Consider the following 23137-nt stretch of genomic DNA (forward strand, 5'->3'; position numbering starts at 1 on the left):
GTGACATGACCAACTCCGCAGATCGCACCGCGGACGGCACGGACCGGGTCCAGCGGGCGCTCCGCACGCTCATCGAGGAGCGCGACCGCCTCCGGCAGGAGAACGAGGCCCTGAAGGCCGGCCGTGGCGAGCCGATCGCCGTGGTGGCCATGGCGTGCCGCTACCCGGGAGGCGTGTCGACGCCCGAGGACCTGTGGGAGGTGATCCGGGAGGGCCGGGACGTCGTGGGCGACTTCCCGCAGGACCGTGGCTGGCGGGACGTGTACGACCCCGACCGCGGCGCCGCCGGCAAGGCGTACACGCGGCAGGGCGGGTTCCTGGCCGACGTGGCCGGTTTCGACGCGGACTTCTTCCACCTCAGCCCGCGTGAGGCGCTGGCCGTCGACCCGCACCACCGCCTGCTGCTGGAGACGTCCTGGGAGGTCTTCGAGCGGGCCGGCATCGTCCCCGCCGACGTGCGCGGATCCGACGTCGGCGTCTTCTCCGGGGTCAGCTCCTCCGAGTACGGGTGGCGTTTCCTGGAGGGCGGCCACAAGGAGCTGGAGGGCTACTTCCTGTACGGCAGCGCGCTGAGCGTCGCCTCCGGCCGGGTGGCGTACGAACTGGGGCTGACCGGCCCCGCGGTGTCGGTGGACACGGCGTGCTCGTCGTCGCTGGTGGCCCTGCACATGGCCGTGCAGTCGCTGCGGTCGGGGGAGTGCTCGCTCGCGCTGGCGGGCGGGGCGCTGGTGATGGCGACGCCCGCGATGTTCGTGGAGTTCTCCCGGCAGGAGGCGCTGTCGGCCGACGGCCGGTGCAAGGCCTTCGCGGACGCGGCCGACGGGACCGGCTGGGCCGAGGGCGTGGGGGTGCTGCTCCTGGAGCGGCTGTCCGACGCCCGGCGCAACGGCCACCCGGTGCTGGCCGTCGTGCGCGGCTCCGCGGTCAACCAGGACGGGGCCAGCAACGGGCTGACCGCGCCCAACGGCCGCGCCCAGGAGAAGGTGATCCGCACCGCCCTGGCGAACGCGGGAATCTCGCCCGCCGAGGTGGACCTGGTCGAGGCCCACGGCACCGGAACCGCGCTCGGGGATCCCATCGAGGCGGACGCCCTGCTGGCGACCTACGGCCAGGACCGGGACCCGGGCAGGCCGCTGTGGCTGGGATCCCTGAAGTCGAACATCGGTCACGCCCAGGCCGCCGCCGGAGTCGCCGGGGTCATCAAGGCCGTGCTGGCCATGCGCCACGGGTACCTGCCGAAGACCCTGCACATCGACAGGCCCTCCCACCACGTCGACTGGTCCTCCGGCGCGGTCGAGCTGCTGGTGGAGGGACGTGAGTGGCCCAGGGGGGACGGTCCGCGGCGGGCCGGGGTGTCGTCGTTCGGGGTCAGCGGCACCAACGCGCACGTGATCCTGGAAGAGGCGCCGCCCGAGGAGCGGTCGCCGGAGCCCGGCCCGGACGCGGGCGTGGCCGGCGGCCTGGTGCCGTGGGTGGTGTCGGGCAAGCGGGCGAAGGCGCTGGAGCAGCAGGCGGGCAGGCTGCGCGACGTCCTCGCCGCCGACGCGGACCTGGACCTCGCCGGCGCCGGCTGGTCGCTGGTGTCGAGCCGGTCGCGGTTCGAGCACCGCGCGGTGGTCCTCGGCCGCGACCGGGACGAACTGCTGAGCGGCCTGGCGTCGCTGAGCGAGGGCAGGGACTGCCCCGGGGTGGTGCGCGGCGTCGCCCAGAACCTCGGCGGTGTCGCCTTCGTGTTCCCCGGTCAGGGCTCGCAGTGGGCCGGCATGGGCCGGGAGCTGTACGAGGCCTTCCCCGTCTTCGCGCAGTCCCTCGACGCCTGCGCGGCCGCACTGGCCGAGTGGGTCGACTGGTCGCTGCTCGACGTGGTGCGCGGCGTGGAAGGGGCGCCGACCTACGACCGGGTGGACGTGGTGCAGCCGGCGCTGTTCTCGGTGATGGTGTCCCTGGCCGCCCTGTGGCGGTCCTGGGGCGTGGAACCGGCCGCGGTGGTGGGCCACAGCCAGGGCGAGATCGCCGCCGCCCACGTCTGCGGCGCGCTGTCCCTCAGGGACGCCACCCGGATCGTGGCGCTGCGCAGCAAGGCCCTGATCGAGCTGAAGGGGCTCGGCGGGATGGCCTCGGTCGCGGAGTCCGCACAGGTCGTGGAGGAGCGGCTGGCGCCGTGGAGCGGCCGGGTGAGCGTCGCCGTGGTCAACGGGCCCCGCTCCGTGGTGGTGTCCGGGGAACCGGAGGCCCTCGACGAATTCGTCGAGAAGATGAGGGCCGACGGCGCCCAGGCGCGGAGAATACCGGTCGATTACGCCTCCCATTCCCACCAGGTGGCCCGGGTCCGCGACCAGGTGACCGGCGCGCTGACCGGCGTGAACCCGAAGTCGTCGGCGATGCCCTTCTATTCGACGCTGTACGGCGAGATCACCGACACCGCAGGGCTGGACGCCGGCTACTGGTACGACAACCTGCGGGAGAAGGTCCTCTTCGAGACGTCCGTGCGGCGGCTGGCCGAGGACGGCTTCCGGGTGTTCATCGAGATGAGCCCGCACCCCGTGCTGAACGTCCCGGTGCAGGAGATCGTCGAGGACGTGGACGACGCGCTGGTCCTGTCGTCGGTGCGGCGGGACCGCGACGAGGTGCAGGCCGTGCTCGGCTCGCTGGCCCAGCTGTACGTGCGGGGCGGGTCCGTGGACTTCGGCGCCCTGTTCGGCACCCGCCGGCGGGTGGACCTGCCGACGTACGCGTTCCAGCGGCAGCGGTACTGGCTGACCTCCTCGCCCACCGCGGCGGTGGCGGCCCAGGCGTCCTCGCCGGAGCCGCCCGCGGACGACGACCAGGCCGTCCCGCTGCCGGAGCAGATCTCCGCCCTTTCCGACGACGAAGCGCGGACCCTCGTCCTCGACCACGTCCTGGAGAAGGCCGCCGTCGTGCTCGGACACCCCTCCAGCGCGTCCATCGACCCCGACGAGAAGTTCTGGGAGATCGGCTTCGACTCGATGCTGTCGATGGAGCTGAGCAAACGCCTGAGCGCCTCGACCGGACTCAAACTGAAGGCGAACATGGTGCTGCGGCACCCGACCGCGCGACTGATCGCCGGGCACATCGTGTCCTTGATGGCCGCGTAGCAGTGTCCCGCCGGCGGGACACCACAAGCCTCCGCAGCGGCGTGTCCCGCCGGGAACCAACGTGTCTTGAACGGCCCGATCCACCCCCCTGACGATGGGGGAGATCTGCGAATTCCTCCGGTGTCCCGGTTTGTTCTGTCGAGGGGTTGGTCTCTGTGCGTTCCTTCGGTGCGTCCTCTGCCCACAAAGGCATGTGGCGGGCGCAGCAAATGGCTCCCGACACGCCGAACCATGCGCTGACCATGTGGGATGTGGACGGCGAGCTGGACACGGCGGTCATCCAGTCCGCGTTCCTGCACGTCATGGGCGAGGCGGAGGTGCTGCGCGTCAACTTCGCCGACGACGGCGGCGGACTGCGCCTCATCCCCCGCGAACTGGGGGACTGGCGGCCGTTCTTCCTGGATCTGAGCGCCGAGGCCGATCCCGAGCAGGCGGCCCGCGACGCCCTGGCCGACCTGGTGCGCCGGCCGTTCGACCTGGAGCGGGACCTGCTGTTCCGGCTCGGCGTGGTCAAACTCGCGCCGGCCCGCTCCCTGCTGGTGATCGCCTACCACCACCTCGTCTCGGACGGGTTCGGCGCGGGCGGCCTGCTGTCGAAGCGCCTCGCCGAGGTCTACACGGCGCTGGTGCGCGGCGAGCGGGTACCGCAGCTGCCGCACCCCTGGGACGCCGAGTCCTTCGCGACCGAGGCGACGGACTACCTCGCCTCCCCGAAGTTCGCCGAGGACTGCGCGTTCTGGCGGGACTACCTGACCGACGCGCCCCCGCCCGCGCAGGTCCCGCGCGTCGCCCTGTCCGACGCGCAGCGCTCCGCGCTGTCCGAACCGCTGAGCAGCGCCGACCGCTGGTCGGAGGTGGCCGAGACCATCGGCATGGTCAGCCGGACGCTGACCGTGCCCCGCGCCGAGGCGGACGTGTGGACCGAGACCGCGCAGTCCATGGGCCTGTGGATGTCGCAGATGCTGACCGCGGCCACGGCGGTGTTCCTGCGGCACCGCTGCGACCGGCCGGAGTTCCTGCTGTCGCTGGCCGTGGGCAACCGGGTCGGCGTGGCGAGCCGGACGCCCGGCCTGGCGGTGAACGTGGTGCCGGTGCGGGTGAACATCGGCCTCGGCGCGACCTTCACCGAGGTCGCCGACGCGCTCGTCGAGGAGACGTACGACCTCTTCGACCACACCGCGTGCCACTACTCGGACATCCAGCGCGCGAGCGGAACCGTCCTGAGCGGCCGCGGCAGTTACGGCGCCGTCGTGAACGTCGTCGAGTTCGTGGAGCAGCTCCGCTTCGGCGACAGCCCGGCGCGCTACTCCGGCGCGACGACCGGCACGTTCGAGGAACTGTCGATCGGCGTCTACACCGACGGCAGCCCCGACAGCGACCTCTACATCCGGCTCGACGCCCCCGCGAGCCTGTACCACCGCGCGGAACTGCGCTTCATCGGCGAGGAGCTGATCGCGTACGTCCGCGCCGTGGTGGCCGCCGGCGCGCAGCCGGTCGGCGCGCTCGACGTGGTCGGCGGCGCCGAACGGCACCAGGTGCTGAAGGCGCCGAACGACACCGCCGCGCCGCTGCCGGGACTGACGGTTCCCCAGCTGTTCGCCCGGGCGGTGGAGCGGGACCCCGACGCCGTCGCGCTGGTCGCCGGCGACGTCACGGTCTCCTACCGGGAGCTGGACGAGCGCTCCAGCCGGGTGGCCCGGGCGCTGCGCCGGCGGCACGTCGGAGCCGAGACGGTCGTGGCGGTGGCGATGCCCCGGTCGGTGGAGCTCGCCGTCGCCCTGCTGGGCGTGGTGAAGGCGGGCGGAGCCTACCTGCCCCTCGACCCGGCGCTCCCGGCGGAGCGCATCACCTCCCGGATCGGCGAGGCCTCGGCCCGCGCACTGCTCACCGACGCGGCGACGGCCGGACTGCTCTTCGCGGGCCTGGACGTGCCGGCGATCGTGTTCGACGACCTCGTGCCGGACACCGCCGGCGACGACAGCGCCGCCGGCGAGGCCCCCCTGCCGCCGCGTCCGGACAACCTGCTGGCCGTGCTGTACGGCTCCGGGCCGGCCGGGGAGGCCACAGGGGTCGGGCTGACGCACCGGAACATGGAGCGGTTCGTCCTGGACCGCCACTGGCGGGAAGCCGGCCACGGCACCGTGCTGTGGCACACGCCGCACACCTCCGACGCGCTCGCCCTCGAGCTGTGGGTGCCCCTGCTCGGCGGCGGCCGCGTGGTCGTCGCTCCCCCCGGGGAGTCCGGCAGCGACGCGCTGGGCAAGGCGTGCGCGGACCACGAGATCTCCGCGGCGTGGCTGCCCGCGGGCCTGTTCTCGGCGATCGCGGCCGAGCGCCCCGAGAGCCTCGCCGGGCTGCGCGAGGTGTGGACCGGCGGCGACCGCGTGTCCGCGGCCGCGGTGCGCCGGGTCCGTCAGGCCTGCCCCGAGCTGACGATCGTCAACGGCCACGGCCCGACCGAATCCACCGTGTTCGCCGCATGCCACCGCCTGGCCGCCGGTGAACCGGTGCGGCACGCGGGCACGGTCGGCCGCCCGATGGACAACACCGCCCTCTACGTGCTGGGCCCGGGCCTGGCGCCGGTCCCCGTCGGCGTGACCGGAGAGCTGTACGTGGCCGGGCCCGGCGTGGCACGCGGCTACCCCGGACGGCCCGGACCGACCGCGGAGCGCTTCGTGCCCTGCCCGTTCGGCCCGGCCGGCGCTCTCATGCACCGCACCGGGGACCGGGTGCGGTGGGGCACCGACGGCCGGCTCGAGTACGTGGCCCGGGCCGACGCCCAGGTGGACGTACGCGGCGTCCGGGTCGAACTCGCCGAGGTCGAAGAGGTGCTGTCCGAGCACACCGGGCTCGCGCAGTCGGTGGTGGCCGTCCGGGAGGACGGCTCCGGGCAGCAGCACCTGGTGGCTTACGTCGTCCCGGTGGGCGGCCAGACCGTCTCGGCCGACGAGCTGCGCCGGTTCGCCGCCGGGTGGCTGCCGGAGTCCATGGTGCCGTCGGTGTTCACGGTGCTGGACCGCCTGCCGGTGACGGCCCACGGGAGGGTGGACCGGGCGGCGCTGCCGCAGCCCGCGTTCGACGAGCGCACCTACCGGGCGCCCCGCAACGACACCGAGCGGATCCTGGCCGCGGCGTTCGCCGACGTGCTCGAACTGGACCGGGTCGGCATCGACGAGGACTTCTTCGACCTCGGCGGCAACTCGCTGCGGGCGATCCGGCTCGTCGGCCTGATCCGGGCGGAGCTGAAGCAGGAGGTGTCCATCCGCAGGCTGTTCGCGGCGCGCACCGTCATCGGCCTGTCGGACATGTTGAAGGACCTCGGCCGGTCCAGCAGGCCGAGCCTGCGCAGGCGGACCAGGGAGGGCGCCGTCCTCTGAGCGCCGTTGGCCGCTCAACCGCCTTTCCGGTCTGTGGAGTTACCCGTTCTGGTCCAGTCAGCAGCGGTTTTCCCGTGGCACTGCGAAGGAGAAAGGGAGTCATGGATTCCTTGACAGAAGCCCTGCTGTCCGGGGCCGGCCCGGATGAGATCGGGCGACACGAACTGCCCTCGGAATACGAGGCCGCACACCTCCTGGCCGGCGATCTCGGCATGTTCGACGGCGTCGGGGACAAGGACGTCCGCAAGTCGTTGCACGTCGGACCGGTTCCGATGCCGGACATCGCGCCGGACGAGGTGGTCGTCGCCGTCATGGCGAGCTCCATCAACTACAACACGGTGTGGTCGGCGACGTTCGAGCCGGTGCCCACCTTCGAGTTCCTCCAGCGCTACGCACGCCAGGGCGGATACGCCGCCCGGCACGAGCTGCCGCACCACGTCGTGGGATCGGACGCCTCCGGCGTCGTCGTACGGGTCGGGGCCGGGGTACGGCACTGGAAGACGGGCGACCACGTGGTCGTCAGCTGTGTCCAGGTCGACGACCAGGAACCGGCGACGCACGGCGACGCCATGCTCGGGGCCGGGCAGCGGATCTGGGGCTACGAGACGAACTTCGGCGGGCTCGCCCACTACACGGTGGTGCGCGCCAGCCAGCTGCTTCCCAAGCCGGCCCATCTGACCTGGGAGGAGTCGGCGAGTGTGCTGCTGACCGCGGCGACCTCCTACCGGATGCTGGTCGGCGACAACGGCGCCCGGATCAAGCAGGGCGACATCGTGCTCGTCTGGGGTGCGACGGGCGGTCTCGGCGCGTACGCGGTGCAGATGGTGAAGAACGCGGGCGGTATCGCCGTCGGCGTGGTCAGCTCCGAACGCAAGGCCGAGGCGCTGCGCCGGCTCGGCTGCGACGTGGTGATCAACCGCAATGAGATCGGCATGGGCGGGGACGAGGCGCTCACCCCGCAGCGCACGATCGAGCTGGGCAAGCGGCTCGGGCGGGAGATCCGGCGGCAGGTCGGCGAGGACCCGCACGTCGTGTTCGACTACGTCGGGCGGGCCACGTTCGGGATCTCCGTGTTCGTCGTGCGCAAGGGCGGCACGGTCGTGACCTGCGGGTCCAGCACGGGCTACGACCACCACTTCGACAACCGCTACCTGTGGATGAACCTCAAGCGGATCGTGGGCAGCCACGCGGCCAACCTGCAGGAGCAGGCGGAGTGCAACCGGCTCTTCCAGCTCGGGCATCTCTCCCCGGTTCTCTCCGAGGTCTTTCCGCTGAAGGAGGTGGGCGAGGCCGCACGGCTGGTGCAGAACAACAGGCACACCGGAAAGGTCGGCGTGCTCTGCCTCGCGCCCGAGGAGGGACTCGGCGTCACCGATCCCGCACTGCGGGAGAAGATCGGGGCCGCGCGGCTCAATCCGCTGCGCGGTGCCGGCGCGCCCGCATCCGCAAAGGTGTCATGACATGGGCATCGGCATCCTGTCCACCGGCTCCTACCTGCCGAAGCACGAGGTGGGCAACGAGGAGGTCGCCGAGCGCGTCGGCGTCACCGCCGAGTGGATCGAACGCAAGACGCAGATCCGGTCGCGGCGCTACGCCGCCGAACACGAGGCCACGTCCGACCTGGCGGTGAAAGCCGCCGAACGCGCCCTGGCCCAGGCGGAGCTGACCGCCGACCAGATCGACTACGTCATCGTCTCGACCTCCACCGGCGACTTCCCGCAGCCGCCCACGTCGTACCTGGTGCAGCACGGCCTGGGCGCCTACGGCGCGGCCTGCTTCGACGTCAACGTCGTGTGCAGCGGCTTCGTCTACGCACTGGCGCTGGCGCACAGCCTGGTGACCGTGCGCCCCGAGGCCCGGGTGCTGGTGATCGGGGCGGACGTGTACTCGCGGATCCTGGACTTCACGGACCGCAGGACGGCCGTCCTGTTCGCCGACGGCGCAGGTGCGGCGGTCGTCGGGGCGGTGCCGGAGCCGTACGGCATCATCGCGAGCGACCTGTCCAGCCGCGGTGACGCCCACCACCTCATCCGGGTCGAGGCCGGCGGCAGCCGCAGGCCGGCGTCGGCGGCGACCGTCGCGGAGGGCGGCCACTTCTTCAAGATGGACGGCCGCGGGGTACGGGACTTCGTCGCCGAGCACGTGCCGCCGGCACTGCTCGCGCTGGCCCGCAGGGCCGGCGTGGACATCGGCGCGGTCGACCACTTCATACCGCACCAGGCGAACGGCGTGATGCTCGGCGAGGTCGTCGAGCGCACCGGGCTGGGCGCCGCGCAGACCCACCGCACCCTGATCCGGTACGGCAACGTCGGCAGCGCCTCGGTGCCGGTCGCCCTCGACGAGGCCAGCCGCACGGGAGCGCTGTCGCCGGGCGACCTGGTGCTGCTCGCCGGGTTCGGCGGCGGCATGTCGATCGGAGCGTCACTTCTGACCTGGGGGACCGCATGACCACGACCACGCACGGCACCGGAGCCGGCATCGACCGGGTGGGTGTCGCCGGCAGCGGCATCATGGGCACCGGCATCGCCGAACTGTGCGCGAAGGCCGGGCTGGACGTGACGGTCGCGGTGTTCTCCGAGTCGTCGCTGGTGACGGCGCCCAAGCGGCTGGCCGCGTCCCTCGACCGGGGCGTGGCCAAGGGCAAACTGACCGCCGAGGAGCGTGACGCGGCGCTCGCCCGGGTGTCGTACACCCGTGACCTCGCCGAGCTGGCGGACCGCCGGCTGGTGATCGAGGCGGTCAAGGAGGACGAGCAGCTCAAGGTGGACCTGTTCGCCACCCTCGACAAGATCGTCGAGGACCCGGACGCGATCCTGGCGACCAACACGTCCTCGATCCCGGTCGTGCGACTCGCCGCCGCGACCCGGCGCCCGGGCCAGGTGCTCGGCATGCACTTCTTCAACCCGGTGCCGGCGCTGCCGCTCGTGGAGCTGGTCTCCTCGGTGCTGACGGACGAGCAGGTGAGCGCGCGGGCGCTGGTCTTCGTCCGCGACGTCCTCGGCAAGAAGCCGATCGCCTCCCCGGACCGGGCCGGCTTCCTCGTCAACGCGCTGCTGTTCCCGTATCTGCTGTCCGCGGTCCGGATGGTCGAGTCGGGCCTGGCCCCGGCCGAGGTCGTCGACCAGGGCATGGAGTACGGCTGTTCGCACCCGATGGGGCCGCTGCGGCTCGCCGACCTCATCGGCCTGGACACGACCGTGGCCATCGCGCAGGCCATGTACGAGGAGTTCAAGGAGCCGCTGTACGCGCCTCCGCCGCTGCTGCTGCGCATGGTCGAGGGCGGCCTGCTGGGCAGGAAGTCCGGCCGCGGCTTCTACACCTACGCGTGAGGGACGGGCAAGGGCCCGGCCGACCATGGGCGGTCGGCCGGGCCCACTGCTGGCTGCGGCCGGTTCAGGAAACGGCGGCTTCGCTGAGCAGCCCCTCGGTGACGGCCGCGGCGACCCCCTCCAGGTGGTCGAAGAGGTAGAAGTGGCCGCCGGAGAAGACCTTCACGGCGAAGTCGCCGGTGGTGTGCGCCCGCCAGGTATGAGCATCCTCGACCGTCATCATCGGGTCGCTGTCCCCGGTCAGGGCGGTCACCGGAGCGGCGAGCGGCTCACCCCCGCACCAGCGGTAGGTGCCCAGTGCCCGGTAGTCGGCGCGCAGCGCGGGCAGCACCAGCTCCAGGAGGTCGGGGTCGGCGAGCATGGCCTGGTCGGTGCCGCCCAGCCTGCGCACGTCGGCCAGCACATCGGTGTCGTCGTAGAGGTGGTAGGGGAGGCTGTCGGTCTCCGGGCCGCCCCGGCCGGAGAGGAACAGCCGCTGCGGATCCGGCAGTTCGCCGCGGGCGAGCAGCCGCGCCGTCTCGAACGCGACGAGCGCGCCCATGCTGTGGCCGAACAGGGCGTACGGCCGTCCGGGGTCCGCGGCCAGTTCGCGGGCCAGCTCCCCGGCCACCGCCTCCACGAGCGGGAGCAGGGCCGTGTACGGCGTTTCCGCGTAACGGTCCTGGCGCCCGGGGTACTGCACCGCCACCACGTCGAAGGTGGCGGGCAGCCTGTGCGCCAGGTCCTTGAACGCCGTCGCGGAGCCCCCGGCGTGAGGGAAGCACACGAGCCGCGGCCCGTCCCCCGAGGCCGTGGTGAAGCGTCGGAACCACGTGCTGTTCACTGTCGGTGTGTCCCTTCGTCAGTGCCGGACGGCCGGTGCCCGCTCGTGACGGGACCGGTCGTCCGTGCGTTGGGGGCGGTGTGTCATCCCTGCAGGGCCGGCCCGAACCAGGTGGTGAGGGCGGTGGTGAGGGCGGGGGTGTGGGGGGTGGTGTCGTCGGTGGCCCAGGCGACGTGCCCGTCGGGGCGGACGAGGAGTGCGGCGGGGGCGGGGATGTCGCCGATGGCGGGGACGGTCCAGTGCGCGTCTTCGCTGCGCGCCTCGACGACGTCGACGCGGTCGCCCCAGCCCTTGGCGGCGGCTGTGAGCTCGGCGCTGCCGTGCAGGTCCAGCAGGACGGGGCGGGCGGTGTGCAGCAGTTCGTGGACACGGGTGGCTTCGGGCGCCTCCAGGTCGGCGTCCGGGACCCGGCGGCCCGTCAGCGGGTGGTCGCCGTCGGCGGGGTAGCGGATGTCGAGGGCGTTGAGCATGTGGCGCAGGTACTGGTTGACGTCGTCGAAGACCATCAGGGAGCCGAACACCTCGCGCAGCGCCTCCGTCTGGGGGCCGGGGCGGACCAGCGCGGACTGCGCCCGGGTGTTGTGCAGCACGCGTTCGGCGACGGGGTGGCGCTCGGCGTGGTAGGTGTCCAGCAGGCTCTCGGGTACCTGGCCGCGCACGACGGCGGCGAGTTTCCAGCCGAGGTTGACGGCGTCCTGCACGCCCATGTTCAGGCCCTGGCCGCCGGCGGGGAAGTGGATGTGGGCCGCGTCGCCCGCGAGGAGCACCCGGCCCTCCCGGTACCGGGCGGCCTGGCGTGCGGCGTCGCTGAACCGGGAGACCCAGCGGGGGTTGCGCATCCCGAAGTCGGTGCCCGCGACCCTGATCAGCGACTCTTTCAGCTGCTCGAAGGTGACGGGTTCCCGGCCGGGGACGCGGTCGTACTCGGAGGTGATCACCCGGTGCCAGCCCGGCTCGAAGGCGATGGCCGAGTAGTCGCCGACCGGGGTACGCCGCACCCAGACGTAGTCCTCGGGCAGGTCGGGCAGTTCGACGTCGCCGATGAGCGCGGTCATGGTCGGCTCGGTGCCGGGGAAGTCGATGCCCGCCAGTTTGCGCACGGTGCTGCGTCCGCCGTCGCAGCCGACGAGGTAGCGGGCGCGCAGCGTCGCCTGCCCGGTGCCCGGGCCGACGGTGACGCTCACGCCGTCCTGGTCCTGGCTGATGCCGGTGACCTCGGCCGAGCGGCGCACCCGCACGCCGAGTTCGCCGGCCCGTTCCTCCAGGAGCCGCTCGATGGCGGACTGCAGGATCATCAGGGGGTAGGGGTGGCGGGACTCGGACTCGTCGAAGTCGAGGTAGAGGCCGGAGAAGTGGCCCACCGGCTGCAGTTCGCCTTCCGCCAGGAAGCGGTCCAGGATGCCGCGCTGGTCCAGGACCTCCAGGGTGCGGGAGTGGATCCCGCCCGCGCGTGACTCGCCCGACCGCTCGGGGAGCCGCTCGACCACCACCACGTCGGCGCCCGCCAAGCGCAGTTCGCAGGCGAGCATCAGGCCCGTGGGCCCGGCGCCCGCGATCACCACGTCCGTGTCCATGCGGGTGTCTCCCACGTCGTTCTCCCTCGTTCCGCCGCGCCTTTGACGTCGTTGCACCGGCTCCACGGTCAGGCCCGTGGACCGGCGGTTCAACACAACTCGGTGCCGGAGGAGACCCGCCGCTGTCCGGCTTGCCTTGTCCCGCCGGCGGGACAAGGCCTACAAGGCGGCTTCCGCGGCCGCGGCTCCGGGCACGCGTGAAGCCCGCCGGTGCCCTCGGGGGATGGTGGGGGCGCCGACGGGCTGTCCGGGGCTCCGCCACGGCTCATGGCCGTCACACCGGAGCTCACGGCTCGAGAGCATCCCCTCCCGCGCTCGACGGATGGTCGCGCAGCGGTGGAGGGCCGGCGCGGCCGGAGCCGTCGTCATCCAGCGCTCCAACCGGCTTCGAGCGACGTCGCGGAGGCTGGCCGCTGGTGCATCACGACGGACGGGTCATCACGACGGACAGGTCATCACGACGGCCGGAAGGGAACACCCATGACCGCCCTGGACGACACGCCGGTCGGGCAGCAGCGCGGCACGGTCGCCGAACTCGAGGCCACACGTGACGCCATGCGCCTCGGACCCGGCGACAAGGCCACCGAGGCACAGCACGCCAAGGGCAAGCTCACCGCCCGCGAGCGGCTCGGGCTCCTCTTCGACGACGGCCGGTTCACCGAGGTCGAGGGCCTGCGCAGACACCGGGCGAGCGGCTTCGGCCTGGAGGACAGGCGCCCCTACACCGACGGCGTGGTCACCGGCTGGGGCCGGGTGTACGGCCGTACCGTCTTCGCCTACGCCCACGACTTCCGCATCTTCGGCGGCTCCCTCGGCGAGGCGCACGCCGAGAAGATCCACAAGATCATGGACATGGCCGCCACGGCCGGCGCCCCGATCGTCGGCCTGTGCGACGGCGCCGGAGCGCGCATCCAGGAGGGCGTGACCGCGCTCGCCGGGTACGGCGGGATCTTCCAGCGCAACGTCCGCAACTCCGGGGTGATCCCGCAGATCAGCGTCATGCTGGGCCCCTGCGCGGGCGGGGCGGCCTACTCCCCGGCGCTGACCGACTTCGTGTTCATGGTGCGCGGCACCGCGCAGATGTTCATCACCGGCCCCGAGGTGGTGCAGGCCGTCACCGGGGAGCGGATCAGCCACGACGAGCTGGGCGGCGCCGACGCCCACACCACGCTGTCCGGGGTCGCCCACTTCGCCTACGACGACGAGGCCAGCTGCCTCGCCGACGTCCGCTACCTGCTGTCCTACCTGCCCGCCAACAACCGCGAACTGCCGCCCGCGGAACCGTGTACCGACCGGCCCGACCGGCTCACCCCGGCCCTGCGCGACCTGGTGCCGTCCGACGAGAAACGCGCCTACGACGTGCGCGGGGTCATCGAGGAGTTCGTCGACGCCGGCGAGTTCTTCGAGGTGCACGAGGCCTGGGCGCCCAACGTGGTGTGCGCCCTGGCCCGGCTGGACGGCCATGTCGTCGGGATCGTCGCCAACCAGCCCGCCGCGCTCGCCGGCGTCCTCGACGTCCACGGCAGCGAGAAGGCGGCCCGCTTCGTGCAGATGTGCGACTCCTTCAACATTCCGCTCGTGACGTTGGTGGACGTCCCCGGATTCCTGCCCGGCGTCGGCCAGGAGCACGGCGGCATCATCCGGCACGGCGCGAAACTCCTGTACGCGTACTGCAACGCCACGGTTCCCCGCATCCAGCTGATCCTGCGCAAGGCCTACGGCGGCGCCTACATCGTCATGGACTCGCGCTCCGTCGGCTCCGACCTGTCGCTGGCCTGGCCCGGCAACGAGATCGCGGTGATGGGGGCGGAGGGCGCCGCGAACGTCGTCTTCCGGCGCGAGATCGCTGCCGCCGCCGATCCCGAGGCGGCCCGCGAGCAGTACATCAAGGAGTACCGGGACCGGCTCATGCACCCGTACCACGCCGCCGAACGCGGCCTGGTGGACGACGTCATCGACCCCGCGGAGACCCGGATCAGGCTCGTCGACGCGCTCGCCGTGCTGCGCACCAAGTACAAGGCGCAGCCCTCCCGCAAGCACGGGAACCAGCCCCAGTGAGCATCAAGGGGTCCGGCCGGAGCCGACGCCGCCGAAGGAGCGCGCGGGGTCCAGTTCACACTCCAGCACCGCGGCCAGCCGGCGCACGCCCTCGCGGATCCGCTCCGGCGCCGGGTAGCAGTAGGACAACCGCATCTGGCGGCTGCCGGACTTGTCGGTGAAGAACCCGCTGCCCGACGCGTACGCCACCCGGGCGTCCACCGCGCGCGGCAGCATCGCCTTGGTGTCCACGCCCCGGGGCACCGTCACCCACACGTAGAACCCGCCGTCCGGCTTCGTCCACGTACAGCCCGGCGGCAGGTACCGCTCCAGCGCGGACAGCATCGCGTCGCGGCGCTCGCGGTAGTTCTCCCGGAACATCTCGATCTGACCCTGCCAGTCGTGCGTGGCCAGATAGCGCGACACGATCATCTGGTTGAGCGTGGGCGCGCACAGCGTCGCCGACTCCATGGCCAGCACCAGCTTCTCCCGCACCGCGCGCGGCGCCAGCACCCAGCCGACCCGCAGGCCCGAGGCGAACGTCTTGGAGAACGAGCCCAGGTACACCACGTTGTCCGGGTCCAGCGAGCGCAGCGCCGGATAGGCCCGGCCGTCGAAGCCCAGCAGGCCGTACGGGTTGTCCTCGACGACCAGCACGTCGTACGTGCGGCAGATCTCCAGGATCTCCGCCCGCCGCTCGACCGCCAGCGTCACGCCGGCCGGGTTGTGGAAGTTCGGGATCGTGTACAGCAGCTTCACGCGCCGCCCGTCGTTCACGGCCTGCCGCAGCGCCGCCCGCAGCCCCTCCGGCACCAGGCCGTGCTCGTCCATCGCCACGTGCACGACCTGCGCCTGGTACGCGGCGAACGAGCCCAGCGCACCGACGTACGACGGCCCCTCGGCCACCACCACGTCACCCGGGTCGCAGAACAGCCGGGTCACCAGGTCCAGGCCCATCTGCGAGCCGACCGTCAGCACCACGTCGTCCGGGTGCGCCGCGATGTCCTCCAGCGTCATCACCTCGCAGATCTGTTCCCGCAGCAACGGCAGGCCGTGCGCCGACGCGTACTGCAGCGCCGTCAGGCCGTCCTCCGCGATGATCTGCGCGGCCTGCGCCGAGAGCGTCTTCAGGGGCAGCGCGGCCAGGTTCGGCATGCCGCCGGCCAGGGAGACCACCTCCGGCCTGCTGGCGACCGCGAACAGCGCGCGGATCTCCGAGGCCGTCATGCCCGCGGTGCGCACGGCGTACCGGTCCTGGTGCAGGTCGGTGAACGGACGACGGGACATGGCACTCCAGATGGTTGCGGCCCAGTTGGAGACACGATGGACGCCCTCGAACGAGAAGCACTCGAAGAGTGACGGAACATCGACGGACAGGCGGTGTGGCGGTGGTGGACCGGGCCTGGTGGCAGAGTGGTGCCATCTGGTGCCATACTGCGTCACACGGCGGTGGACGGCACCATCGAAAGCGCACGAGAGCGCGTGGTGCCATGATGGCTCAGGCGGCCCTCACCCGTGTCCCCGCAGGTGGGGTGACGGAGGGCAGACGCCGGCCCGGCGGGGTGTCATCGGGGCTTGCGTATGGTGCCATTGTGGTGCAATGATGGCGTCATGGATTTGACGCCGTATGTCGACACTCTCCGCCGCGAGCTGGCGGTGGCCGCCGAGGCCGGCGGGGAGGACGCCCGTGAGCTGGCCGAGCGGCTGACCGCTCCGTTGGAGTCGGCGACCCGGCTGACGCTGCTGAACGTGCTCTCCGCCGCGGTGGACGAGATCACCCGTGAGCTGGCGCCCGGTTCGGTCGATCTGCGGCTGCGCGGACTGGAGCCGGACTTCGTCGTCACGCCCCCGCCCGCGGGCGGCGGACTGCCGGCGGAGCCGGCCGCGCCGGTCCACGCGCACGGGACGCCGGCCGCGGCCGAGGGGGACGAGGGCGGCACCGCCCGGGTGAACCTGCGGCTGCCGGCCCATCTGAAGGCCCGGTGCGAGGAGGCCGCGAGCCGTGAGGGCCTGTCGGTCAACGCCTGGCTGGTGCGCGCGGTGTCGGCCGCGGTCGAGGGCGGCAGCCGGCCCCGGATGCCGGAACGCGCCCAGGCGGTCGGCCAGAGCTTCACCGGCTGGGTGCACTGACCCCGGCCCGCACCGCACCCGCAGCACGTCACCGCACCACGCCCCCGTCGGCGGGGACACCCTGACGACTTGAAGCAGGAGGGGACAGCCATGCCTTCTTTCGACACTCCCGAGGCGATCTCGGTCACGGCGCGTGTGGACGCCGGTTCCATCCAGTTCACCGCGGGCGAGCGCACCGACACCGTCGTCGAGGTCAGGCCCCGGGACCCGAAGAAGGCCCAGGACGTGCGCACGGCCGAGCAGACCGAGGTCACCTGTGCCGGCGGCACCCTGACCGTCAGGACACCCAAGTCCGGCCTGTTCGGCCGGACCGGCACCGTCGACGTCACCGTCGACCTGCCCACCGGCTCGAGCCTCGACGTCACCGGCGCCTGGACCCAGGTCCTCGGCGAGGGCCGGCTCGGCCGGACCCGCGTGAAGACCTCCTCCGGCGACGTGCGCCTGGAGGCCACCGGCCCGCTGCAGCTGACCGCCTCCCACGGCTCGGTCACCGTCGACCGCGTCGACGGGGCGGCGCAGATCACCACCAGCTCCGGCAGCCTGCGCGTCGGCGTCGTCGACGGCCCCGCCGTCCTGAAGAACTCCCACGGCACCACCACCCTCGCCGCCGCCACCGGCGAGGTACGCATCAACGGCGCCAACGGCGACATCGAGATCCACCGCGCCGAGGCCTCGGTCACCGCCACCACCGCCCACGGCACCCTGCGCGTGGGCGAAGTCGCCCGCGGCACCGTCCAGCTCGAGACCGCCTACGGCGCCATCGAGGTCGGCGTCCGCCCCGGCACCGCCGCCTGGCTCGACGTCAGCTCCGGCTCCGGCCAGGTCCGCAACACCCTCACCACCTCCCCCGCACCGGAGAAGACCGACGACACCGTCGAGGTCCGCGCCCGCACCCGCCACGGCAACATCGACATCCGCCGCGCCAAGGCCTGAGCACCGGTGGAACCGGTGCGTACGCCGACGACGGGGCGCGGCCGCGCTAGCGGTCCTCGCGCGCTTCCCGCATCCGGCGCAGCAACTCCTCCTGGTCGCGTACCAGTTGGTCGATGCGGGCCTGCAGATGCGCCATCTCCGTCGCCAGGTCCGGGCGGCGGGGACGCCATGCCGTCAGCGTGGGCGAGTGGTTGAGGATCGCCTCCATCCGGCACCGCAGGGCCGGACCCGGTTCTATGCCGAGGGTGGTGACCAGACGGCGGCGGGCGCGTTCATAGACGCCGAGCGCCTCCGCCTGCCGGCCGCACCGGTACAGGGCGACCATCAGCAGGTCGTAGAAGCGTTCGTGCAGCGGGTGGTCGGCGGTGAGCCGCTCCAGGTCAGAGGTGATCTCGGCATACCTGCCGCAGTTCAGGCTGGCCTCGTACAGGGCTTCCAGGGCGCTGAGGCGCTGCTCCTCGAGACGGTCCGCCTCGGCGGTGCAGACGGGGCCCTGGCGGCAGTCCTGCAGGGCCGGTCCCTGCCACAACGACAGGGCGCGGCGCAGGAGTTCCGTCGCGTACCGGGGATCGGCGGGGACCGCCGCCCTGCCCTGGCCGGACAGCCGGGTGAAGCGGGCCACGTCGGTCGAGGCGTGCCCCAGGGTCAGCAGGTATCCGGTGGGCAGAGTGCTGATCCACTCGTGGCCCGGGGCGGGCAGCAGCCGGCGCAGCCGGGCGACGTGGGTGTGCAGGGCGTTCGGCGCGTTGGCCGGGGGCCGGTCGCCCCACAGCTCTTCCACCAGGGTGTCCACGGGCAGGCGTTCGCCGGCGTGGATGACCAGGGTGGCGAGCAGGGCCCGCTGCTTGGGGCCGGAGGGCACGATGCCGGTACCCGTCGCCCGGTCGTGCACGGCCACCGGGCCGAGCAGCCGGAACTCGGTCGACTCGCCGCGTACCGGGGCCGGTGCGGCGAGCTCGAGGACGGTCATCACGCGGCCTCGGACGGTGCCGCCGCCAGGAGCAGGGCGCGGCGCACGTCGTCCTGGATCCGCCCGGCGACCTCCGGGAGCCGGCCCTGGAAGTAGAAGTGGCCGCCGTCGAACAGACGCAGGCCCAGGAAGTGCTCGGAGGCGGCCGCCCAGCCGTCCAGACGGTGCGGCGGCGCCACGTGGTCCTGGGTGCCGCCGAACACCGAGAGCGGCACCGGCAGCGGCGCGGTGAGGGGCTTGGTGCGCCAGGTCTCGCTGATGCGCAGGTCCGCGCGGATGGTGGGCGAGAACAGCTCCCACAGCTCGTCGTGGTCCAGGACCGACGACGACGTACCGCCCATCGCCACCAGTTCCCGGCGCAGTTCCGCGTCGGACAGCAGATGCCGGCCCGCGGGGTCCCCGTCGGGAAGCAGCGTGCCGCGTGCGGACACACCGAGCCAGACCGGCGGGGTGCGCCCCAGGTCGATCAGCCGGCGGGTCAGTTCGTACGCGACGAGCCCGCCCATGCTGTGCCCGAAGAACGCGAACCGGCCCGTCAGCCGGGTGTCCAGTTCGTGCAGGAAGTAGTCGAGCAGGGCTCCCGTGTCGCTCATCGCGGGGCGTTCGTCACGGGGCCCGCGGCCCGGTGCGTCGGGGATCCGCACGTCCCAGCCGGCCGGGAAGCAGGCCGGCCAGTCCCGGTACATCAGGTGCGATCCACCGGAGTGGTGGAAGACGAACAGACGCAGCTGGGGCTCTTCGGCCTTTCGCATGGTGGCTCCATCGACGGGACGCTCCGGCGTCCGGCCCGACGACCCGGGTCCCGGACCAGAGGTGGGAGTTCGGACGATAGCCGCGCGACGGCAGCGGCGGCCGCGCGCTCGAGCGGGCCGCGAAGCGCTCTGCAGGCGTTTTCGAGTCGTGCCCCGCCGCGGCGGGCGCCCGGCGTACCGCGTCCCGGCCCGCAGGTGTCACCGGCCGGCTCGGGCGGCACGGCCGCACCGACCGGGCGCCCGCCCAGGACGCCCCGCCGAAGGCCGGTCAGGCCATGATCCAGGGGGCCTGGCCACGCGCCGTACCGCTCGCCGGGGACGGCCGGCCGGTGTCCCAGGCCGGCTGCAGCGCGGCCGAGACGATGCCCCACAGGTGGCCCGCGGTCAGGGTGCGCACCGGCACGGTGACCTGGCCGGCGAGGCTGACACCGTAGGCGGACTCCAGGGCGCTGACGATCCCGATGAGGGCCATGGAGTCGAGCCCGTACGCCTCCATCGGCACGTCGGCGGCGGGCGCCTCGCTCTTGCCCAGGCCGGGCAGGCCCCGCCGGAGAATCGTCTCGAACCTCGCGTTCCACGGACTTGGGGCCATGGGTACGGACTTCCTTCCGGCTGCCGGGGCGATGCAGGCCGCGCACACGTCTGCGCGCCTGCGCCCACGGTGCCCGCCCCCGCTCGAGCGGCCGTCGAAGGGCGTTGGAACGCCACGCGCCGCCTGCCGCTTCGGCATTCCGGCACCCTCTCGCCGAGGGCCGACACCTCCGGTCGCCCGAACGGTCAGGCGGCGTGGCAGAGCGTGGCGGGGCCGGCCGGGGCCGAGGCCTGGGCCACGGCCGCGGGTGCCGGACGGGCGGTGCGGCCGGCGGCCACGGCCTGCGAGCGGCCCCGCGCGAAGACGACGAGGCGCAGCACCGCGAACCGCGCGATCCCGGCGAGCGCGGAGGCCGACAGGTAGACGACCTGCTCGAGCACCGGACCGGGCGCCGCCACCAGCAGCTGCAGGCCGGCCATCGCCACGCAGGTCACCGCGTACGCGGCGGTCGCGGACCCGGCCGACTGCACATGCTGGCGCCAGGTCGCGCGGCCGCCCGCGCCGAAGGTGAAGCGGGCGTGCAGCTCGGTGGCCAGCAGCGTGGACGCCACGGTGATCACGGCGTTGGCCAGGACCCAGGGGATCCAGGAGGCGAGGGCCGCCACGGCGAAGCTGGAGGCGAGCCCCACTCCGCCCCCGCAGAGCACGAAGCGGGCGAAGGCGGCGAAGGCGCCGGGTGCTGCCTGCCGATGGCTGCGTGCTGTCTCCATGATCCGCCCCTCTGCCGGCTCACTCCGACCAAGGCGCACTCTCCGGGCTCCTGGGACCAAAGAGTGCGCCACCGATGGCACCATCATGGCACAGAGATGGCACCGCGTGGAGCCGTGCATGATGCTCTTCCAGCCATCAGGTGCTCGGGCGGGCGCGGAAAGCGATGAAGGCGCAGGTCGGCAACCAGATGCAGTCGCTCCTCGCATCCGCTCTCCTGGCGGGAAGTCCCCGAAGGGCTGCGGTTTTACGGGTCGCGCCACGCGGATGGCCTCAGCGTGGCCCATATGTGGCGCACATTGGCTCGTAATGACGCCAGAGGTGTGCCATGATGGGGCCACGGAAACGGAACGGCGCCGGCTGCGGCGTACGACGTAAAGGAGCCCACCATGCCCGTCACTTTCAGCGACCAGGACAAGCTCACCTCCGCGGCCGAACTCGCCGACCGTGTCCTCAGCACGCTGACCGCAGCCATGGAGCTGCTCGGCAAGCTGGCGCGGGAAGAGGCCGGCACCGCCCCCGGCACCGCCGTCGCCGCCTGAGCCTCACGCCCGCACCCCGCACGGGCGCGGCCGGGCGCACCCCGGCCGCGACGGCCCGCAGCACCAGCGAAGCCCCCGACGCCGAAAGGGAAAACCCGATGACTCGAACGCCTTCCGTCCCCCACGGCCTGCCCATGGACCGCGACGCGGGCCCCTTCAACCCGCCCCGCGCCATCTCCCGGCTGCGCGATGTCCGCCCCGTCAGCCCCATGGTCTTCCCCGACGGTCACGAGGGCTGGTTAGTCACCGGCCACAGCGCGGTCCGCCGGCTCATGGCCGACACCCGGTTCAGCTCCCGCCAGGACATCGGCCCGCTGCACATCCCGTACGAGGTCCCCGGCATGCCCGCCGTCACCGAGCCGTCCCCGCAGGTGCCGGGCCTGTTCATCAGCATGGACCCGCCGGACCACACCCGGCTGCGGCGCATGCTCACCGGCGCCTTCACCGTCAAACGCATGAAGGAGCTCGAAGAGCACATCGCCGCCATCGCCGAGCGGCAACTGGACGAGATGGCGCGCCTGACCCCGCCGGTCGACCTGGTCAAGGAGTTCGCGCTGCCGGTGCCCCTGCTGGTGATCTGCGAACTGCTCGGCGTCCCCTACGCGGACCGGGGGAGCTTCCAGGCCGACACGGCCACGTTCATGGAGAAGGACGTGGCGCTCGAGGAGAAGATCGCCGCGTACACCGGCCTGACCACGTACCTGACCGACCTGGTCACGCGCAAACGCGCCACCCCCGGCGAGGACATCCTGTCCGACCTGGCCCGCCGTGACGACCTCACCATCGAGGAACTGACCGGCATCGCCTTCCTGCTGCTGCTCGCCGGCCACGAGACCACCGTCAACATGCTGGGGCTCGGCACGTTCGCGCTCCTGGAACACCCCGATCAGCTGGCCGAACTGCGCGCCGACCCCGGCCTGATGCCCGATGCCGTCGAGGAACTCCTGCGCTACCTGTCCGTCGCCGACATCTTCTTCCGCTACGCCACGGAGGACATCGAGCTCGGCGGCGAGACGATCGGCAAGGGATCGACCGTCGTCGTCTCGCTGCTGGCCGCCAACCACGACCCCCAGCGCTTCGACAACCCCGACACCCTGGACATCCACCGCACGGCCCGCGGTCATCTGTCCTTCGGCCACGGCGTCCATCAATGCCTCGGCCAGCAACTGGCCCGCATCGAGATGCGCGCCGGCTTCACCGGCCTGCTGCGCCGCTTCCCGGCCCTCGAACTCGCCGTCCCCGCCGATCAGGTCAGGCTCAGGACCAACATGAACATCTACGGCGTCCACGAACTGCCGGTCACCTGGACGGAGACGGCCCCGCTCACTTCCCCAGGAACGACGTGATGCTCAGCCGCAGCCCCGCGCTGCCCAGCCCATGGGCGATGGCGTGCTGGCGCGGTGTGCCGTAGTTGCGCAGCTCCTCCAGGCCGACGCCGAGTCCGAGGACGCGGTGCGGCAGGTCCCGCAGCGCCGCGCCGATCTCCGGCACGGACGTCCCCGCCAGGTACGGCTCGACGATGACGACGGACGGCTCGCGCTGCTCGGCCACCACCGCTCGCAGCGCCGTGCCGTCGAACGGGCGGACCGTGGCGCCGTACAGGACGCTCACATCGAGCCCCTCGGTCGCCGCCAGCACCGTGTCGGCGAGCGGGCCGATCGCGATGACGGTGCCCGCGGCGCCCCGGCGCAGCACCCGGAACCCATGGCCCCGCGCACCACCCCGCAGCGCGTGCGCCCGCTCGTTCGCCTGGTTGGACAGCCGGATGTACACCAGGCCGTCGCCGGCCGCCGCCTCCCTCAACTGCGCCTCGGCCTCGTCCGGATGACCCGGGACGTGAATGGTCCAGCCCGGCAGCGTGGACAGCAGCGCCACGTCGCCGGGCGACTGGTGGGTGCGGCCGCCACCGGCGATGTCGTACGACGCGCCGGCGCTGACCAGGACGGCGCCGACGCCCTGATGGTTGAGATCCAGCTTGATCTGCTCGAAGGGACGCTCGATCAGGAACGGCGCGAAGCTGTGCGCGATCGGCCGCATCCCGGCCAGCGCCATACCGCCCGCGACGCTGATGAGCAGCTGCTCGCGGATGCCCAGGTTGACGACCCGGGCGGGATGCGAGGCGCGCGCCTCGTCGAACAGCTTGGCGCTGAGGTCCGCCGTGAGCAGCGACAGACGGTCGTGGGTGTCGAGCAGGTCCGTCGTCACCTCGACGAAGCGCTCACGCATGATTCCGGCCATGGGCCCTCCCGAAGTG

General features: G+C 72.6%; 18 protein-coding genes. 10 read left to right on the top strand and 8 right to left on the bottom strand.

Features of this window, described 5'->3' with window-relative positions; all coding sequences use genetic code 11:
• The first annotated feature begins 5 nt into the window (after positions 1–5).
• From AB0950_RS32780 to AB0950_RS32800, 5 genes are all read left to right on the top strand, one after another.
• Entirely contained in the window at positions 6–3116 is a 3111-nt protein-coding gene (locus AB0950_RS32780) for an acyltransferase domain-containing protein (RefSeq protein WP_366780053.1), read from the top strand.
• Between the two features lie 155 nt (positions 3117–3271).
• On the top strand, positions 3272–6493 hold the full coding sequence (locus AB0950_RS32785) for an amino acid adenylation domain-containing protein (protein ID WP_366780054.1): 3222 nt from the start codon (positions 3272–3274) through the stop codon (positions 6491–6493).
• 101 nt (positions 6494–6594) lie between these two features.
• Complete coding sequence (ccrA, locus tag AB0950_RS32790; protein ID WP_360160261.1) at positions 6595–7953, top strand: crotonyl-CoA carboxylase/reductase; 1359 nt, start codon at positions 6595–6597, stop codon at positions 7951–7953.
• A gap of 1 nt (position 7954) precedes the next feature.
• Complete coding sequence (locus AB0950_RS32795; protein ID WP_360160262.1) at positions 7955–8941, top strand: ketoacyl-ACP synthase III; 987 nt, start codon at positions 7955–7957, stop codon at positions 8939–8941.
• Positions 8938–9822 carry a 3-hydroxybutyryl-CoA dehydrogenase gene (locus AB0950_RS32800; protein ID WP_360160263.1) on the top strand — a complete coding sequence of 295 codons (885 nt, stop codon included), beginning with the start codon at positions 8938–8940 and terminating at the stop codon, positions 9820–9822. Before AB0950_RS32795 ends, AB0950_RS32800 begins: the two co-directional genes overlap by 4 nt.
• Positions 9823–9886: 64 nt before the next feature.
• On the opposite strand, the gene AB0950_RS32805 is transcribed toward AB0950_RS32800, so the two are convergent.
• Entirely contained in the window at positions 9887–10645 is a 759-nt protein-coding gene (locus tag AB0950_RS32805; RefSeq protein ID WP_366780055.1) for an alpha/beta fold hydrolase, read from the bottom strand.
• Positions 10646–10728: 83 nt separating this feature from the next.
• Positions 10729–12219, bottom strand: coding sequence for an FAD-dependent monooxygenase (locus tag AB0950_RS32810; RefSeq protein WP_360160320.1), 1491 nt, complete (start codon positions 12217–12219; stop codon positions 10729–10731).
• A gap of 480 nt (positions 12220–12699) precedes the next feature.
• Here AB0950_RS32810 and AB0950_RS32815 point away from each other — a divergent pair, with 480 nt between their 5' ends.
• Positions 12700–14277 (top strand): acyl-CoA carboxylase subunit beta, encoded by a 1578-nt coding sequence (locus AB0950_RS32815; protein WP_360160265.1) that lies wholly within the window; start codon positions 12700–12702, stop codon positions 14275–14277.
• A 3-nt stretch (positions 14278–14280) separates the two neighbouring features.
• On the opposite strand, the gene AB0950_RS32820 is transcribed toward AB0950_RS32815, so the two are convergent.
• A complete protein-coding gene (locus AB0950_RS32820; protein ID WP_360160266.1) occupies positions 14281–15543 on the bottom strand; it encodes a PLP-dependent aminotransferase family protein in 1263 nt (420 codons plus the stop codon).
• Positions 15544–15867: 324 nt separating this feature from the next.
• Between AB0950_RS32820 and AB0950_RS32825 the strand changes: the two genes are divergently transcribed.
• Together AB0950_RS32825 and AB0950_RS32830 are read left to right on the top strand one after the other, a co-directional pair.
• Positions 15868–16386 carry a hypothetical protein gene (locus tag AB0950_RS32825; protein ID WP_360160267.1) on the top strand — a complete coding sequence of 173 codons (519 nt, stop codon included), beginning with the start codon at positions 15868–15870 and terminating at the stop codon, positions 16384–16386.
• A 90-nt stretch (positions 16387–16476) separates the two neighbouring features.
• Positions 16477–17319: a DUF4097 family beta strand repeat-containing protein gene (locus AB0950_RS32830; protein WP_360160268.1), complete on the top strand. Its 843-nt coding sequence runs from the start codon at positions 16477–16479 to the stop codon at positions 17317–17319.
• 46 nt (positions 17320–17365) lie between these two features.
• On the opposite strand, the gene AB0950_RS32835 is transcribed toward AB0950_RS32830, so the two are convergent.
• From AB0950_RS32835 to AB0950_RS32850, 4 genes are all read right to left on the bottom strand, one after another.
• The gene (locus AB0950_RS32835; protein WP_360160269.1) at positions 17366–18289 is read right to left on the bottom strand and encodes an AfsR/SARP family transcriptional regulator; all 924 of its coding nucleotides are present in this window, start codon (positions 18287–18289) and stop codon (positions 17366–17368) included.
• Positions 18289–19041: an alpha/beta fold hydrolase gene (locus AB0950_RS32840; RefSeq protein ID WP_366780056.1), complete on the bottom strand. Its 753-nt coding sequence runs from the start codon at positions 19039–19041 to the stop codon at positions 18289–18291. The genes AB0950_RS32835 and AB0950_RS32840 overlap by 1 nt, the downstream gene beginning before the upstream one ends.
• Before the next feature lie 268 nt (positions 19042–19309).
• Positions 19310–19633: an acyl carrier protein gene (locus AB0950_RS32845; protein ID WP_366780057.1), complete on the bottom strand. Its 324-nt coding sequence runs from the start codon at positions 19631–19633 to the stop codon at positions 19310–19312.
• Between the two features lie 185 nt (positions 19634–19818).
• Positions 19819–20343 carry a hypothetical protein gene (locus AB0950_RS32850; protein WP_366780058.1) on the bottom strand — a complete coding sequence of 175 codons (525 nt, stop codon included), beginning with the start codon at positions 20341–20343 and terminating at the stop codon, positions 19819–19821.
• A gap of 387 nt (positions 20344–20730) precedes the next feature.
• Between AB0950_RS32850 and AB0950_RS32855 the strand changes: the two genes are divergently transcribed.
• Both AB0950_RS32855 and AB0950_RS32860 read left to right on the top strand, forming a co-directional pair.
• A complete protein-coding gene (locus AB0950_RS32855) occupies positions 20731–20883 on the top strand; it encodes a hypothetical protein (protein ID WP_360160273.1) in 153 nt (50 codons plus the stop codon).
• 98 nt (positions 20884–20981) lie between these two features.
• Complete coding sequence (locus AB0950_RS32860) at positions 20982–22229, top strand: cytochrome P450 (protein ID WP_366780059.1); 1248 nt, start codon at positions 20982–20984, stop codon at positions 22227–22229.
• Here AB0950_RS32860 and AB0950_RS32865 read toward each other — a convergent pair.
• Positions 22207–23121, bottom strand: a complete 915-nt coding sequence (locus AB0950_RS32865) for a transketolase (RefSeq protein WP_360575144.1) — start codon at positions 23119–23121, stop codon at positions 22207–22209. The two genes, AB0950_RS32860 and AB0950_RS32865, sit on opposite strands and share 23 nt — an antisense overlap.
• Positions 23122–23137: the final 16 nt, after the last annotated feature.

Source organism: Streptomyces sp. NPDC007189 (assembly GCF_040703635.1).
Taxonomy (GTDB): Bacteria; Actinomycetota; Actinomycetes; order Streptomycetales; family Streptomycetaceae; genus Streptomyces.